Below are 14,092 nucleotides of genomic sequence, written 5' to 3' on the forward strand. Positions count from 1 at the left end.
AAGAACTCAGACTTTGCTTCCGATGACACCGGCCGATCCGATGGCCTACCTATTAGGTGTGGGCATTCCACATTTCGGCATATCTCCCACCCGAATTGAGTAGGGAGGCATGCGTACCGTCTTCTATGATACGCCCCTTATCGATGACCAATATTCGGTCTGCGCGGGCGGCAGTCGCCAGGCGGTGGGCCACGATCACAGAGGTGCGTGAGGAAGTCAAACGGTCAGCAGCATTCAAGATCGTTGCCTCAGTCGCCGGGTCGAGCGTGGCGGTGGCTTCGTCCAAGAGCATAAGGCGAGGCTCGATCATTTCGGCGCGCGCCAGGGCAATCAACTGACGCTGACCCGAGGACAGGCCTCGGCCGCGTTCCCCGACCTCATGCTTAAACCCACCGGGGATCGCAGCGATCGCGGTGAGCGCGCCCACGCGTCGGGCTGCATCCGTGATTTCTGCCTCAGTAGCTTCCGGCCGGCCGTAAGCGATATTCTCGGCGATCGTGCCACTAAAGAGGTGCGCTTCCTGCGGTACCTGCCCTACGGCCGCCCGCCATTCCTGCAATAGGAATGAGCGCAGGTCAGTTCCACGCGCCCGGACTTCGCCCTTGATGGGGTCGTAGAAGCGAGCGAGCAACTTAATCGTCGTCGATTTCCCGGCGCCAGTGGCCCCGACCAGCGCAAGGGTGGTTCCGGGGGCAATGGTGAGAGAGAAGTCCTCCGTCACCGGCGCTTGGTCCGGTCCGTATGCGAAGGTAACGCGATCCAAGTCGATGGTTCCCCCGGCCGCCTCGTGGGCTCCGCCTTGGGTGCCCTTATCGACGACCGTCGGCTGCGTTTCCAGCAGCTCGCGGATTCTGGTGAACCCGACTTGGGCCTGCTGGTAGCCGTCGAAAAGCTGGGAGAGTTGTTGGATCGGGCCGAACAACAGACCCATGTACATGATGAAGGCGACGAGGATGCCCGGGGAGATTTCGCCACGCAGCACCTGGTGGGCACCCACGCCCAGCACTGCGGCGCTGGCAAGTTCGGAAAGCATGTTGATTCCGGGGAAGTAGATGGCGACCGCGGTCTGGGATTGGATGCGGGAGACGCGGTACTGTTCGGCGAAACCAGCGAAGATTCGCCTCGAGTGAGCTTGCATGCCGTGGGTTTGGGCGATGCGGACTCCAGAGATGTTTTCTTGGAACAGCGCGTTGACTGTACTGATTTGTTCCCGGGAGAGGGTGTAGAGGCGCGAGGAGATGTGTCGGAAAACTGCAGTGGCGATGATCAGGATTGGCAGCGAGGAGAGCGCCACAAGCGCGAGGGTGGCATCGGTGGCCAGCAACATGGCCGTAATTCCGATCAAGGTGCTGAGCGAGACGATCGCTTGGGCCAGGCCGGTCTGGAGGAATGATGACAGCGCATCGATGTCGGTGGTCATGCGGGTCATGATGCGCCCGGACATTGTGCGCTCGAAGTAGTCCATGCTCAGCCGGTTCAGGTGCGCGTAGGAGCGCAGCCGCAGCGAAAAGAGCAGGCGTTCACCAGTGCGTGCCGTCAAGATCGTTTGAGCCACTGCCACGCCCCAGCTAGCAAAAACCACAAACGCTCCAATGCCAGCGACGATCCATAGCTGAGTAGCATCGTGGGCGATCACGCCTTTGTCGATGGCATGCCGTACCAAGGTGGGGAAGGCGAGGTCGGCCGCGACCCCGGCGCAGAGGCAGGCCATGGTGGCCAGAATGAGCCAACGAACCTGGCGAAATAGTGGTCGCAGGCGGAATGGGCTGCGATCAGTTCGGGCGTGGTGAGCATCGATGCGTGGCTGTTCAAGCGCGGGCGGGAGCTTTGCGACGTCGGCTAGCAGCTCGGGTGTGGCCGGGAGGGATGCCATCATGCCACCGGGTCCGCCACCACGGTTGCCTCCGCCACCCGGGCCCGTGGCCGAGGCGACCGAGCGCATTGTTGCCGCACTCATGGCAGGAACTTCCCCTTCCACGTGGGAACTCTGTTCCGGCCAGAGCTGTACGAAGGGTGGTTCTTCGCCGTCGTCGAATGGCAGGCCCTCGACCGTTGTTTCTTGGAAGTTGAGGTCCATGAGGTGGGAGAACCGGGCGTTGCTTCGCATGTGCGCTAAGGTGCCGAACGCGGTGACATGGCCACCTTCGAGGAGCGCAATCTGATCGGCCAGCTCCAGGGTGGAGTGGCGGTGGGCGACCGCGATGATCGTGACGTCTGTGAAGTCGCGACGCAGAGCGTCGTAAATGCGGGCTTCGGTGGTGGCGTCGATGGCGGAGGTGGCGTCGTCGAGGATCAGCACACGTGGGCGGGCGAGAAGCGCGCGGGCCAGCGCGATGCGTTGGCGTTGACCACCGGATAGGGTCAATCCGCGCTCGCCGACGACTTCTTCGTAGCCTCCGGGGAGATCAGTGATGAATTCGTGGGCTTGCGCGGCGCGCGCGACTGCCTCTAGCTCGGCTTGCGAGTATTCGCCGCCCATCGTGATGTTTTCGCGGATGCTTGCCGAGAACAGGAAAGCTTCGTCGAATACCGTGATGACTGCGCGCCGGAGTTCGGCCTTGGTCACCTCGCGGTAATCGATGCTTTCGGAGCCGGACGTGAGGCTGATGGTTCCGGTTTCGGGTTCGTAGAACTTGCCCAATAGCTGAACCGCCATCGTCTTTCCTGATCCGGGTGGCCCGACGAGCGCTAGGGTTTCACCCGGCTTCGCACGGAAAGTGAGGTCATTGAGTACCCGACGACCCTGGTCTGAAAACGTAACTGAGTCCAAAGCGAGTCCAATCGGACCACCTGGAAGCGTACGGGGATTGGTGGGTTCGGCAATGTCTGGGCGTAGGTCAAGGACCTCGAAAACGCGCGCCACCGAGGACGCAGCCATGTTGATCCGTAGCACCATTCCCGAAAGCATGCGGGCCACGCCGGTAAGCGAGGACAGATACGCAGAAAACGCCACGAAGGTGCCAATTGAAATCACACCTTGGAGCGCCAGCCAACCACCTAGAGCAACGTTGACTACCAAGGCCAGCTGTGGCAGCTGATCGAGCATCGGCTGGAACCGAGCGGTCATCCTGGCGGCACGCATACGCTGCGCATAGAGGGATCGACCGAGATCTTCCATCCGGTCGGTTTCGCGGTCTTCTTGTGCAAAGGCCTTCACCACTCGCACCCCGGTCACGGTTTCTTCTACGTGAGTGGCTATGTTGGCTGCTTCCTGCTGCGCAGACCAGGTGGCAGCGAACAGAGGTTTCCGGCTGCTGACTGCACCCCACATGATGATGGGGAGGGCAGCTAGCGCGACCAGCGCGAGCTTGGGAGACAGCCACAGCATGATCGCTATGGTGAGTACGAGTTTCAACAGGTGCCCGACGGCGAGTGGCAGCATCGCCACCAAGCCTTGGACCATGTTGATGTCCGAGATGGATCGGCTGACGATTTGCCCCACCCGAATGCGGTCCTGGCCTGGGCCGTCGAGACGCTGGAGAGTGTCCAACACCCGCAGCCGCAGCTCGTGCTGCACGTTGATGGACAGCAAACCCGCGGTATAGCGACGCAGAAACTGCATGGCGAATCGCGCCAGCGCGGTGGCCACCAGGACCACCAAGATGGCCGTGAGGGGGTTTAGGCTGGGCAGCAGCCTTGCCGACGCCCCGCCGACCGAAGATCCCGTTGCCACATCCACGGCGTTGCCTGTCAGCAGCGGAATCAACGACTCAAAGGCAACGACCCCGATGGTGGCAATCGTGGCCGCGACGGCAGCTAGTGGGAATTGTTTGACGATCTGCCACAGATCGTGGAGTCGAAGCGAGCGCACAGTGAGCTAATTTACTTCTTTCCGAACAAGGGGATCTTCCAATCGCGAGGGTCGATCCGTTCCAACAGGGTTTCTTTCGTGGCCGTGCCAGCCTCGGCAGCAGCCAATTTGGTTTCCTCCGGGGTGGGCGCAGGCTGCGCGAAGGCAACCGGCAGCGGGCCGAAGGATTCCCGCGCGTTCTCGATGACCTTCGTGGCGAGCTTTCGGTTCGCCAGGGTGCCCAAAACGGCGCCAATGCCCAGAGGCATGATTTTACCCAACCAGGCCTTTTGAATGGATTTGGTCACTTTCTTCATGGCCAAGCGTCCGAGGCGGTTGTTCACTTCGCCCAGCTTCGGTGCTGTGAAACGCGCCAGCAGGGAAGCCGTCGACGTCGGGCCCTCCTGAGAGAGATCACCCACGAAGGCATCGATGATGGCGGATCCGCTCGCGCCGAGCAAAGCAACGAGGATCAAGGCGCGACGGCGCTCCGCGTTTCGGATGTCTACGCCTCGCAGGTGAGCCGAGGCCATGGTGTAAAACGCGGCGGTGTCTACAAACACGAGGGATTCCGCGCCGATAGCAGCGGCACCCGTGAGGAAACCGATGCCGGGGATCGCGGCCGCTGCACCGGCCGAACCGCCGGCGCCACCGGCGAGATTCTTAAAGTGGGTGTCCATAATCTGCTGGATCTGCGCCGGCGTGGCAGTAGGGTTGTTGCCACGCACCCACTTGACGTAATTTTCGATCGCGGAAGTCTGGAAGTGCACGGCGCGGTCGAGGGCGGAAATAAACATCCGGCCGGTAACTCCAGCGCGGTCCTGCAGAGCGGTCGGGTCGGAGCCAATGGCGTCGGTAATAGTTGGGTTTGTCATGAGATCAAAGTGTCCTTTCGTCTAATCCGCCGAAGATAACTGTGACACCGAGACACGAACCTTTCGGCTGTGCCCGCGGTGTCAGCTCCGTGGTCGGAGCTCAGTCGTTTTCAGCGACGGCGCACCGAAGTGCAGCATCGGTACAACTTCAATCTTGCTGAGAAAATTCCTCTGCCGCCATGACTTGTGCCTCGGTTGGCCGGATTCCGGTGTATAACACGAACTGTTCTGCTGCTTGCAGGGCGATCACTTCGCCACCGGTGATGACGGGTTTACCGAGGCGCTCAGCCGCCTGGATCAGCGGCGTTTGTACTGGATATGCCACACAATCGAACACGATGGTCGCGCGGGAGATCTCTTCATCGCTGAAGGCTTGGACGTGCTCATCGGCACCTGCCATACCAAGTGGGGTGACGTTTACTAACAATTCGGCATCAGTTGGCACTTCGGTGGAGTAATCCCACTCGTAGCGTCCTGCGAGCGCTGCTCCGGTGTTGTGGTTCCGGGCCACGACGGTGCCGCGGAGACCGTAGTCCGCGAGCGCTGCAACGACCGCGTTTGCCATGCCGCCGGAACCTCGGATCGCTACTTTCAGACCGGGGTCAACCTGGTGGGTCTTGAGCAGGGAAGCCACTGCGAGGTAGTCCGTGTTGTAGCCCTTGAGATGGCCATTGGTGTTCACAATGGTGTTCACGGAGTTGATGCGGGCCGCGGAAGGATCAAGCTCATCGATCAACCCGATGACGTCCTGTTTGAACGGCATGGACACGCCCGCGCCACGGATCCCGAGGCCGCGCATGCCGGCGATTGCTGCGGTGATATCGGAAGGGGCGAAAGACTTATAAATGTAGTTCAGTCCCAACTCTGCATAGAGCCAGTTGTGGAAGCGCACGCCGTGGTTGGAGGGGCGCGCCGCTAGGGACATACACATTTGAGTGTCGCGATCGACGATGTTTACCATGCGCACCAGCCTAGTTCTTCCCACTATGGTTGGTCACATGGCTGATACTTTTTCGCATGTCGTTGCGGCGTATCCCCGGTGGGCTGCGGCTGTCGGACCCGCTGCAGGCGGGTCTATTCCGTTTTCGGTGGGCTCTGTGCGTTCCAAGTTTGCTCTTGATTCGCGCCGGGCAGAGGGCGAGCTGTGGTTTTATAGCTTCTTGGGATCAATCTTTGGGCCTTTTGCGGTCGCCGCTGTCGAGTTTGAGCAGGTCCCATCGTTGGCGCTGAGCGACGACAACTTGGTCCTGCATTCCGATGCTTATTGGATTAATTGGCAAGCTCCTGGGTTTTCGGATTTTTCGCAGGAAGCCGTCGTGGCGGCCGGTCGAGATGCGGGGGTGTTCTTCGGCGGTGTTATCGCTGAGGTGGCGGCGGAATTTGGTGCGCGACCAGCACCGTTGTGGGCTTTGGTGCGTGATGGGGCGGTACAGGCTTCGTTGGATGCGGGGAATGTGGCCTGGGATGTGGAGCGCGGCGTCCAGGTAGCTCGGTGGCTACTTACTGGCTTGGATGTGGCTGTGGCTGGCGAGGTCTTGCCCGGGCTGCGGGCCGTGATTGACGGCGAGTTTTCTCCGGTGATTACCGAAGGTCAGTTGGAGGCCGCGGCTGCGGATGATGCGGTAGTGTTCGCGCCTCGCGCTTCTTGTTGTCAGATTTATCGTCAGGAGGGTTCTGCCGAATGCACGTCGTGCCCGCGTCGTGATGCGGGCTCGCGTGATGCGGCGTTGCTGAGGTACGCGCAAAGCTTGCGCGAGCTGTAGCTTGTCGACGCCGGGGTGCGTCGACAAGCGATTAGCTGTGGGCCCTGCGTGCCTTATCGACGTCCCATTGTTAGAGGTACTGGGCTTCGACGTAGCCGTTCTTGTAATCGAACTTCAGTGTCCGGAAGCGTTCCTTTTCGGGGATGTTCAGTCCCGCGAGGATTTCTTTGACCTCGGCTAACGCTTCCGGCTGTGGTTCCTTCTTGACTCCGTTGACGGTGTAGTTGCTGATCCGCTCGAATTTCTGGTCTTTGTCGAAGTAGACGGTGCCAGATGCGGTGGCCTTCATTGGGTCGTCGAGGTCTGGGCGAAGCAGTGCGACGAGCGCTTCTTTCATTTTCGCTTCAGCTTCGGGGTCTTTGAAAGCGTTTCGGGAGCCGGAGGTTGGTTCTTTCGAGGTGGTTTCCTTCGAGCTGGTCTCTTTGCTGGTGCTGGACTTGCTGCTCTTTGGGCTGGTGGTGCGGGTGCTGGAGACCTTCGAGCTAGTAGTTGAGCTGGCCGACGACGCGGTGGCGGACGCGGTGGTGGTGTCCGCGTCTTTGGATTTGCCTGGGATTGGTAGAGCTGGGAGCACGGAACAGCTAGAAAGCGTGAGGGCTGCGCAAGATGCGAGCGCGACGAGGGCAAGCTTGTTGTTCATTGGCTTGGAGCTCCTTTAAAAGTTCTTAAAGCGGACAATAATTCACGGAACAGATTAGGGAAGTCCTCGCAAGGCTGCTCGGTAAAGATAGGAGATTATGAAGATTCTTTATCGAATCGTGATTTTTTGGGAATCGGTGGTCTCTTTCTGAGCGGAATGAGGCGAAGCTCGCTAGGCTGGGCGAAGGTTGGTGTCATCGTCTTCGCTGTTTTGTGCAGTCTGCAGTGATGAGCTTTCCGTTTCCCAGCACCAGCATCGTAGGTTTCTTCCGGAAGGAACGTGTCAGGTTATGAGTTTTTTCGAGGAAATTGCTGCCGCACTCGACGCGGATGGTATTGAGTCCCGGGTGCACGACGGCACGATGTTCGTGCCGATCACCGCAGAGCTGGAAATCCAGTTCGTAGAAATTGATCCGATTTTGCCTGCTGCCAATGTGTACATTGCGGCGGCTGATGTTGACGAAGACGATGATGACTTCGAAGCTGTTTTGGTTTCGGTGGTCTTTTCTGTCGAGGATGCCCTGGCCGCGGTTGCCCGCCATGTTGCGACGGACCAGGTAGTGACGCTGCTGAGTGATCTGCTGCTCGGTACGGATGAGCGGATCGTTGACCTCGATTTCTATCAGAGCTCGGAAAACCCCAATCTGGTTGTGGCCCAGGTTGGTGAGAATTCGGAGCTGCAGGTGGTAGTTGACGTGGAGGATGAGATTCCAGCTGCGCGTGTCACTTTCCTTGCTATTGATTCTTCTTTCGACGACATTGTTGATGAGGCAATTAATGAAGTGTGGGATGCGGACGGCGATGCGGTTCTCAGTGACGAGGACCGTGCTCGGCTGTTTGACAGCTTGAGTGCCGACGCCGCGGAGATTGCTTCGGAAACTCTCGAACTCGGTACGTTCACTGACTTTGATCGCTTGTTTGATGTGTTGTCTTTGGCTGCGGACCAGGCAGAAAGCTGGGAGCAGCAACTCACCGCCTTCGACGAGGAAGAATTCGAGCCGGAAGTTTACGACATTTTTGTCGACGACCTCGACGAGGACGATTTCGGTTATGTCGAGGAAGATGACGACGAAGACGATGATCTCGAAGATGACGATCTCGAAGATGACGAGGAAAAGTAGCCTCGTTTTGAACTAAATCCCATCGATAGGCCGGGCCAACGGAAGTGTTGGCCCGGTTTTGGTTTTTCCATAGGGAAGCCGGTGCGGTGGTGTCAGGCCGGTGCACTCCGATTTCGTTAGGCGACCTTCTCTCCGCGATCAAACAGGCTAGTGGGGGACTCGAGCGGGCGGAAGTGCTGGTCGATGATCCAGCACAGCGTTGGTGCGCTCTCGCTGGTGAGTTCGTGAAGTGAATAGGCGGAGTCGGTAGGCAAGAACGCATGAACCCAGGCTTTTGCCTCGACGGGGCGTATGGGACGGCCGGTGGGATCGGTGAATCGGACACTCACCACATAGGCAGGATTGCGGTGTTCGCCGAATCCGCGCAGGCGGGCGCGCACTTTGGTGCCCACGCGGTGGCGTTGCACAGTGACTTGCAGGTTGTCTGTCAGCCGTATGGTTGGGGGCCGCCAGGTGGGCATTGGTCGCGCTAGCGAGCGTGGGTGCGCGAGTACGTTGGTGAATTTTTCAATTTCAGCACTGTGGTGTACACGGATCTGAGATTCGACAGCGAACGGGACGGAGGGGAAGGAGTAGGTGTTGTTCATGGCTATGAGGTTAGTGAAGGGGGTGGACACCGCAATTCAGATTTAGCACATATGTTCGGGTAAAGCGGTATTTTGCCAGATGAGCTAACCTGACTAGTTGATATGTCTACACCACAAACTCCTCCGCATTCGAAAATCCCTTATGAAATCTGGGTGCTAGTCTCGGCAGCGTTCATCGTGGCACTGGGTTACGGGATCATCGCGCCGATTATTCCGCAATTCGCCCGCAGTTTCGATGTTTCCGTAGCTGCTGCGGGTGCTGTGATCTCGGTATTTGCAGCCTCTCGGCTGCTGTTTGCCCCGGCGTCGGGGATGCTCGTCGATAAGCTTGGCTCGCGGCGAACTTACATGGCCGGACTGTTGGTGGTGGCGGCGACCACTGGCTCGGTGGCGTTTGCGCAGGAGTATTGGCACATTTTGGCGCTGCGTTTTGTGGGTGGCGTTGGCTCGACGATGTTTACGGTGTCGGCGATGGGGTTTGTGGTTAGATATTCGCCGCCGGACATTCGCGGGCGGGCAAGCAGTGCTTATGCGTCGGCTTTTTTGATCGGAAACGTGTTGGGTCCGGTCTTGGGAGCGTTGGTGGAGCCGCTGGGCATGCGAACTCCGTTTCTTATTTATGGTGCGGCGCTTTTCGTAGCGACGGCCGTGGTCGGGGTCATGCTACGCCCGGGCTATCACGGTCCGGAGCCTGTGAAGGTGGCTTTACCCACCCTATCGGTTAAGGATGTGTGGCGTCACCCTTCCTACCAGGCCACACTGCTCAGCGGCTTTGCTAATGGATGGATGAATTTCGGCGTCCGCGTAGCGATCCTCCCACTCTTTGCTGCTTCCATTTTCCACCGCGGAGGAGCGATCGCCGGCCTAGCGATGGCAGCATTTGCCCTGGGTAGCGCCATCGCATTGCAATTCTCCGGCCGGCTCGCAGACACCATCGGCCGAAAGCCACTCATCGTCGCCGGGCTCATCGTCAACTTGGTTTTTACCGGCATGCTCGGCTTCTCGACGTCCACCTTCCTACTCATCGCCTTCAGTCTCCTCGCGGGCGTCGGCGGAGGCCTAATGAACCCGGCGCAACAAGCCACGCTCGCCGACATCATCGGCAACGAGCATTCCGGCGGCAAAGTGCTGGCCAACTTCCAAATGGCCCAAGACCTCGGCGCAATCCTCGGCCCGATCCTCGTGGGCATGCTTGCCGACGTCTATGGTTACCAATTCGCGTTCCTCAGCTGCTCAGCGGTGGCACTCGTGGTTGCCCTGGTATGGATTGTGCACGGACAGGAGACTCTTGTGGAGGCTAGTGGGCGGGTAAAGCGGGTTAAGGGGTAGTTGATTCGAAGTAGTTATACAAGTCTGGGCTAATTGGTTGATCCAAGATGAGGTCCATACTCACGACGTTGAGCGGCGAACCAGCCTTGTCAGGCATCGTGGTCTGCACAGGATTAGCTGGAGTTGCTGTGCCTAGATAGTAGAAGTCGGTGCCTTCTGCATCGTCCTTCTTGACGAAAATATGAAGGTCAACACTTTTAGAAATGATCTTGGAAACTTCAGGGGAGGTTAGCGTACGCCGACTCTTTGTAAACCAATGGAGTGTAGCCGGATCTTTGAATTTGTCCTCGTAGCTGACGCTTGCCTCAACGTCCTCAGATTTGTGATAAGTGACGAAAATCGGACAGGTCGCCGTAGCTTCATCTACTTTGTACCCGTACATAATGCTTTCAACGTTGCTTGGCCAGTTGAGAAGTCGGCAAGCGTCTTTTCGTGAATATCGCTCCCCGATAACAAAGTTTCCTGACCAAGAATGGCGGTGGCGAGAAAGATAGAGACCAGTTTCAATGATGTCGTCTACAAACTCCTGAAATGGCTGTTCGCGGTAGCATGCGGCAAATTTTGGAGAAAGAGACTGTACACCTTTAACAGACGTAATCAATGGAGATTTGCCGTATTTTGACAATTGCTGAGTCGAAGGGAATTGGTAAGTCAGCATTCTAATGGCAGATTCAACGTGAGATTCGTCGGCCTGAGTTCCCATCTCGACCAACTGATGAGCAAAGTCGGCGCTGGTGACTTTATGCTGGGAAATAAGTTGTTTCAGCAGCAACAATTCTTGCGGACGTTTGCCATTGAGCAGTTCCATCGACAAGAAATTGAGAAATGCATTGTGCTCATCCGTTGGCTTTTCGTTGACGAACTTGAGGGAACTCAATAGCGACCAGTAATTGCCGTACTTAGTACTAATCAAAACAGGATCGACGAGATCAAATCGTGCGAAGTCAATAAGACGGGGTAGCCTATTGTGGCGCTGTTGGAAAGCCAAAATGTCTTTCTTGAATTCTTGCTTCCCTGTCATTTTTGCTTTTGCCAAGGACTCTAAGACTCGGGCTTCTGCGATCTCATCGAAGTTAACACTGGATACGCCGGAAATAGCTTTTCGGCCGCGGCCGTCCGGGTTGATTACCTTTCTTCGGAGTGAGTCCTTGCTGCGGGAATTATCACCAAACAACGCGATAGGGATCAGGAAGTTATTAGCGTAATTTCCGATAAAGTCGATGACTCGGAGATGATCTTTTCCTTCTGACTTACGTAATCCACGCCCTAGCTGCTGAGTAAAGATAATGCTCGATTGAGTTGCGCGCAGCATGACTATTTGATTAATGCAAGGAATGTCAATTCCCTCATTAAAAATGTCGACGGTAATGATGTAGTCAATCTCGCCGTTTTCTAGTTGGGTGACCACTTTCTCGCGATCCTCACGGCTGTCCTCCCCGGTGAGAGCTACAGTGCGTAGGAGTTTTCCATACACTTTTGTATCGTTGAAAAGTCGCGCCAATTCATGAGCTTCGTCTTTGCGACTGCAAAACATTAACCCATGCACATTTTGCGCCAACCCGTACTTTTCAAGCTTCTCAGCAACAAACTTTACGCGTTCATTAGACGCAAGAAAGGCAAGATTTGTCGTTTCGGTAACCGTATCGCCACCCACCAGTGTGTAGTCGGCTACGCCGAAATAATGAAACGGAACTAGCATTTTTTCTTCGAGTGCCCGTTGCAATCTGATTTCATAGGCAACGTTGTAATCGAAAAGCTCGAAAATATTGAATTTGTCGGTTCGTTCGGGCGTAGCTGTTAGCCCCAAGAGAAACTCTGGTTCGAAGTGATCGATTACTCGCCGGAAAGTCGCCGCCCCGGAGTGATGAGACTCGTCAATAATGACAAAGTCGAAATGTTCTGCGGAAAGGGTTGCCAAAGTTTCCGGTTGAGCGAGCGTCTGCGTCGTGGCAAAAACGAAACGGCAATCTTGCTGGCGGGTAGCGCCGGTAAAACGACCGTAGTCGCTATTGGAGCCGCCAAAGACCCGTTGGAATTCGTAAAGAGCTTTAGCTGCAATCTGCTCCCTATGCACGACAAAAAGCACTCTTTTGGGATTGAATTCTTTAGCTGCTAGCGCAGCGAGAATAGTCTTTCCGGTGCCAGTAGCCGATACAATGACAGCCTTCTTCGCCCCCATTTCACGCAGTTCGGCTAGTGCTGAAAGCGCTTCCATTTGCATCGGGTTCGGCGTAATTTCACGTGTTGTTTGAAGGGTTTCGCCTGCGTAGCTGGCAAGCGCTGGACGGATAGACGGGCGACGAGTTATCTCGTAGTTTCTGATCCATTCTTCACTTAATGGGGTGCTGAACTCTAACTGACGATTAATTGCGTCATCAATTTGATAAGCAATGTTTCCGGCAGATTGTGTAGAGAAACGAAGGTTCCATTCTTGATTTTTAACAAGTGCGTTGTCTGTTAAGTTTGAACTCCCGACGATGGCGGTCAGAATAGGAGATTGTTCGAATATGTAGCCCTTAGCATGGAAATCAATTTTCGGATGATCGTAAATCCGCGTTTGAATATTTTTTAGGTTAAGCAGTTCACGAAACATACTTGGCTCGTTAAAATCCAAATAACGAGACGTAATAATCGTCCCTGTTCCTTTAAACTTCAAAAGTTCATTTTTGAGTAGCGCTAAACCGCTAGGCGTAATGAAAGCGATTGAAAATCGAAACGAGTCACACGTTCGCAGTTCGTTCGTAATCGCTGCGAGCATGGTTCGTTCGTCGTCGTTATTGGCGATCAGTCGGGGATCAAAGAGTTGATTCGACGTAGTCTCTCGGTCGACGAACCCGAATTTCAGGTCGCTGTGAAAAGTCTCCAACTGATCGCTCACTCTTAGAGCTCCCTCGAAATGATTTCCACTGCTGGGATGTCCGCCGGTGCCCAGTTGAGCTCAGACATTTCTTGGCCGGTTAGCCAGCGGATTTGGGCATGCTCGGTGAGTGTCGGTTCGCCAGCTTCCAGGGCACACCAGAAAGTTGATAGGACGATGATTGCAAAGTCGTATTCATATTCTGTGGTGACAACATGCTTGCCAACAACTGCGTCGCAGAGCAATTCTTCCTTGAGCTCGCGCTTAAGAGACTCCTCAGGAGTTTCACCGGACTCGATTTTCCCTCCGGGGAACTCCCAATACCCGGCAAGGCTTTTGCCTTCACCTCGTTGAGCAGCTAACACTTTGCCATCTTTCACAATGACTGCACCGGTTACTTCGATTCGCTTTTTCACAGAAGAATCCCTAGTTAGACGGACTTTTATTGAAATTCAGATTAACACGGCACTGGCCGGCTAGGCTCGGGCTTCAAACTAGCCAAGGGAAAGCAGTCATGTCTATGATCGAATCGAATTTTGAGATACCTAGCCTAGATAGCTTGCTTGCCAGCGATCTATTTTGGGATTTAGTCGATCAACTGAATTTGGTAGAAGTGGCGACAGTAGTCGAAAGTATCGCGCAGCTGGGCTTACCGGAAAATGCCATTGATCTATTTGAACGCTGGATAGAACGAGATGAAGAAGCAACTGTCGAGCTAAGCTCCGGAAGTCTGCGAGTTTCTGATGGGAATGGAAACTGGGTCAAATTGCCCGTCGATAAGCTCAAGGCGAACGGCTAGTTCAGAATCGCCGAACGACTCCCCAAGGTGTCGTGCTACTTGCACTCGGTTCATTTATCTGTCCTGAATTGGCAACTTGTTTGGGGCTTCAATTTTGGTGCAACTGGCGTCGATAAGGCGTGGCGGGTATCGAGGGGTAACTCTGGGTCGGCGTCCTTTTGAGCGATTGCCCAGAGGGAGGGGGCAGTTTATGGGGGTAATTGCAATTGGTGAATTGCAAAATTAGCCTGCGTGAAATTTGGTAATAGATTGTCGTAATACCCCCAGCTTGGGAGTAATTTCCCATTTTTTAATCTCCATTAAAGATCTTTCATTCGGGTTGTTTGTCTATT

Annotated in this window: 11 protein-coding genes; 4 read left to right on the forward strand and 7 right to left on the reverse strand. The window is 55.8% G+C overall.

Annotated features, from left to right (window positions below; translation table 11 throughout):
* Positions 1-52 precede the first annotated feature (52 nt).
* The 3 genes from CEPID_RS04645 to CEPID_RS04655 all read right to left on the reverse strand — a co-directional run bounded on the left by CEPID_RS04645 (position 53) and on the right by CEPID_RS04655 (position 5,626).
* Positions 53-3,811 carry an ABC transporter ATP-binding protein gene (locus CEPID_RS04645; protein ID WP_047239961.1) on the reverse strand — a complete coding sequence of 1,253 codons (3,759 nt, stop codon included), beginning with the start codon at positions 3,809-3,811 and terminating at the stop codon, positions 53-55.
* An 11-nt stretch (positions 3,812-3,822) separates the two neighbouring features.
* The gene (locus tag CEPID_RS04650; RefSeq protein WP_236684297.1) at positions 3,823-4,665 is read right to left on the reverse strand and encodes a hypothetical protein; all 843 of its coding nucleotides are present in this window, start codon (positions 4,663-4,665) and stop codon (positions 3,823-3,825) included.
* A gap of 148 nt (positions 4,666-4,813) precedes the next feature.
* Positions 4,814-5,626 carry a shikimate 5-dehydrogenase gene (locus tag CEPID_RS04655; protein WP_047239962.1) on the reverse strand — a complete coding sequence of 271 codons (813 nt, stop codon included), beginning with the start codon at positions 5,624-5,626 and terminating at the stop codon, positions 4,814-4,816.
* Between the two features lie 37 nt (positions 5,627-5,663).
* On the opposite strand from CEPID_RS04655, the gene CEPID_RS04660 reads away from it, so the two are divergent.
* Positions 5,664-6,428, forward strand: coding sequence for a (2Fe-2S)-binding protein (locus CEPID_RS04660; protein ID WP_047239963.1), 765 nt, complete (start codon positions 5,664-5,666; stop codon positions 6,426-6,428).
* 70 nt (positions 6,429-6,498) lie between these two features.
* On the opposite strand, the gene CEPID_RS04665 is transcribed toward CEPID_RS04660, so the two are convergent.
* On the reverse strand, positions 6,499-7,068 hold the full coding sequence (locus CEPID_RS04665) for a hypothetical protein (protein WP_047239964.1): 570 nt from the start codon (positions 7,066-7,068) through the stop codon (positions 6,499-6,501).
* A gap of 289 nt (positions 7,069-7,357) precedes the next feature.
* On the opposite strand from CEPID_RS04665, the gene CEPID_RS04670 reads away from it, so the two are divergent.
* On the forward strand, positions 7,358-8,188 hold the full coding sequence (locus tag CEPID_RS04670; protein ID WP_047239965.1) for a hypothetical protein: 831 nt from the start codon (positions 7,358-7,360) through the stop codon (positions 8,186-8,188).
* A 116-nt stretch (positions 8,189-8,304) separates the two neighbouring features.
* On the opposite strand, the gene CEPID_RS04675 is transcribed toward CEPID_RS04670, so the two are convergent.
* Positions 8,305-8,775, reverse strand: a complete 471-nt coding sequence (locus CEPID_RS04675) for a hypothetical protein (protein WP_083984385.1) — start codon at positions 8,773-8,775, stop codon at positions 8,305-8,307.
* Positions 8,776-8,877: 102 nt separating this feature from the next.
* Here CEPID_RS04675 and CEPID_RS04680 point away from each other — a divergent pair, with 102 nt between their 5' ends.
* On the forward strand, positions 8,878-10,104 hold the full coding sequence (locus CEPID_RS04680) for an MFS transporter (RefSeq protein WP_047239966.1): 1,227 nt from the start codon (positions 8,878-8,880) through the stop codon (positions 10,102-10,104).
* Here CEPID_RS04680 and CEPID_RS04685 read toward each other — a convergent pair.
* Both CEPID_RS04685 and CEPID_RS04690 read right to left on the reverse strand, forming a co-directional pair.
* On the reverse strand, positions 10,094-12,982 hold the full coding sequence (locus CEPID_RS04685; protein ID WP_047239967.1) for a DUF3427 domain-containing protein: 2,889 nt from the start codon (positions 12,980-12,982) through the stop codon (positions 10,094-10,096). The genes CEPID_RS04680 and CEPID_RS04685 overlap by 11 nt on opposite strands.
* A gap of 2 nt (positions 12,983-12,984) precedes the next feature.
* Positions 12,985-13,377: a (deoxy)nucleoside triphosphate pyrophosphohydrolase gene (locus tag CEPID_RS04690; RefSeq protein ID WP_047239968.1), complete on the reverse strand. Its 393-nt coding sequence runs from the start codon at positions 13,375-13,377 to the stop codon at positions 12,985-12,987.
* A 98-nt stretch (positions 13,378-13,475) separates the two neighbouring features.
* Between CEPID_RS04690 and CEPID_RS04695 the strand changes: the two genes are divergently transcribed.
* Positions 13,476-13,760, forward strand: coding sequence for a hypothetical protein (locus tag CEPID_RS04695; protein ID WP_047239969.1), 285 nt, complete (start codon positions 13,476-13,478; stop codon positions 13,758-13,760).
* Positions 13,761-14,092: the final 332 nt, after the last annotated feature.

The organism is Corynebacterium epidermidicanis (genome assembly GCF_001021025.1).
Classification (GTDB): Bacteria; Actinomycetota; Actinomycetes; order Mycobacteriales; family Mycobacteriaceae; genus Corynebacterium; species Corynebacterium epidermidicanis.